At 55.6% G+C, this 2,500-nt stretch carries 1 tRNA gene and 2 rRNA genes (1 of these 3 cut by a window edge); all 3 read right to left on the minus strand.

Annotated features, from left to right (window positions below):
• Positions 1-77, minus strand: a tRNA-Met gene (locus tag FHS98_RS18575).
• 163 nt (positions 78-240) lie between these two features.
• Positions 241-355, minus strand: a 5S ribosomal RNA gene (rrf, locus tag FHS98_RS18580).
• Between the two features lie 109 nt (positions 356-464).
• Positions 465-2,500: ribosomal RNA gene (locus FHS98_RS18585) — 23S ribosomal RNA — on the minus strand (it continues 756 nt past the right edge of the window).

Raw genomic sequence — 2,500 nt, forward strand, 5'->3', positions numbered from 1 at the left:
TGGTTGCGGGGACAGGATTTGAACCTGTGACCTTCAGGTTATGAGCCTGACGAGCTACCGGGCTGCTCCACCCCGCGTCACCATGGTTGCCGTATGGCTTTGGGACCGGAGGTCCGCAAGGCCGAACGGCCGTCGCGGTATTCCCGCGGAAAGCCAAGGCAGCGGATGCTGCCGCCGGCGGCTGAGGCCGGCCAGGAATGTGAATGGGTTTTGATACGGGTGTGTCGCGCCGGCGACAAAGCCTGGCGGCGTCCTACTCTTCCATCGCTTAAGCGATAGTACCATCGGCGCTGTCTGGTTTCACGGCCGAGTTCGGGATGGGATCGGGTGGGTCACAGACGCTATGGCCACCAAGCTATGTGGCCGGCGCGGTCATGTATCGTTCTAGAGATCGTGCACGTTGTTACTATGCTGAATGAGGTACCAATCAGACAGATCAGGTCTGTCATTGATGGTGGGGCTCAATCAAGCGCGAATAGAGCAATTAGGACCGGTTAGCTCCATGCGTTACCGCACTTCCACATCCGGCCTATCAAGGTCGTGGTCTTCGACCGCTCTAAGAAATCTTATCTCGAGGGAGGCTTCCCGCTTAGATGCTTTCAGCGGTTATCCCGTCCGTACATAGCTACCCTGCTGCGCTCTTGGCAGAACGACAGGTCCACCAGAGGTACGTTCAACCCGGTCCTCTCGTACTAGGGTCAACTCCTCTCAAATTTCGACGCCCACGGCAGATAGGGACCAAACTGTCTCGCGACGTTCTGAACCCAGCTCACGTACCACTTTAATTGGCGAACAGCCAAACCCTTGGGACCTGCTCCAGCCCCAGGATGTGATGAGCCGACATCGAGGTGCCAAACAACCCCGTCGATATGAGCTCTTGGGGGTTATCAGCCTGTTATCCCCGGCGTACCTTTTATCCGTTGAGCGATGGCCCTTCCACGAGGGACCACCGGATCACTATGACCGACTTTCGTCTCTGCTCGACTTGTCAGTCTCGCAGTCAGGCTGGCTTATGCCATTGCACTCTAACAGCCGGTTTCCAACCGGCCTGAGCCAACCATCGCGCGCCTCCGTTACTCTTTAGGAGGCGACCGCCCCAGTCAAACTACCCGCCACAGAGGGTCCCTCATCCAGTTTCATGGATGCAGGTTAGACATCAGAAAACAACAGGGTGGTATTTCACCTATGGCTCCACCAAGGCTGGCGCCCTGGCTTCAAAGCCTCCCACCTATGCTACACAGTTCTTTCCTAATGCCACTCTGAAGCTGCAGTAAAGGTGCACGGGGTCTTTCCGTCTAACCGCGGGTACTCCGCATCTTCACGGAGAATTCAATTTCGCTGAGCATGTGCTGGAGACAGTGGGGAAGTCGTTACGCCATTCGTGCAGGTCGGAACTTACCCGACAAGGAATTTCGCTACCTTAGGACCGTTATAGTTACGGCCGCCGTTTACCTGGGCTTCATTTCAGTGCTTGCACACCTCCACTTAACCTTCAGGCACCGGGCAGGCGTCAGACCCTATACGTCGTCTTGAAGCCGACTTAGCAGAGCCCTGTGTTTTTGCTAAACAGTCGCTACCCCCTGGCCTGTGCCCCCCATCAGTGCTTGCGCATAGATGGGGCCTCCTTCTTCCGAAGGTACGGAGGCAATTTGCCGAGTTCCTTCAGCACACTTCTCTCAAGCGCCTTGGTATACTCTACCTGACCACCTGTGTCGGTTTCGGGTACGGACTGTACGGGGAGGCTATTTCCTGGAACCGCGTCGAAGCATGTCCAATCCAATAAGGACATACAACTTAAGCGATCCGTCACACATCCCCAGGCTCAGGAATATTAACCTGATTCCCATCGACTACGCCCTTCGGCCTCGTCTTAGGGTCCGGCTCACCCTGCGCGGATTAGCCTTGCGCAGGAACCCTTGGTCTTTCGGCGACAGGGCATCTCACCCTGTTTATCGCTACTCATGTCTGCATTCGCACTTCCGATACCTCCACGCCCCATTACCAGGACGCTTCACAGGCTTACGGAACGCTCCGCTACCGCGTGATCATAGATCACACCCTAAGCTTCGGTGCGTGTCTTGAGCCCCGTTACATCTTCGCCGCAGGAACCCTTGTTTAGACCAGTGAGCTGTTACGCTTTCTTTAAAGGATGGCTGCTTCTAAGCCAACCTCCTGGTTGTTTTGGGATTCCCACATGCTTTCCCACTTAGACACGACTTGGGGACCTTAGCTGTAGGTCAGGGCTGTTTCCCTCTTGACGACGGACCTTAGCACCCGCCGTCTGTCTCCCGGATAGTACTCCTGGGTATTCGGAGTTTGGTTAGAGTTGGTAGATCTCGCGACCCCCGCATCCATCCAGTGCTCTACCCCCCAGGGTATTCATCCGAGGCACTACCTCAATAGTTTTCGCGGAGAACCAGCTATTTCCCGGCTTGATTGGCCTTTCACCCCTAAACACAACTCATCCGGTAACTTTTCAACGTTAATCGGTTCGGTCCTC

Source organism: Sphingomonas oligoaromativorans, assembly GCF_011762195.1.
Classification (GTDB): domain Bacteria; phylum Pseudomonadota; class Alphaproteobacteria; order Sphingomonadales; family Sphingomonadaceae; genus Solisphingomonas; species Solisphingomonas oligoaromativorans.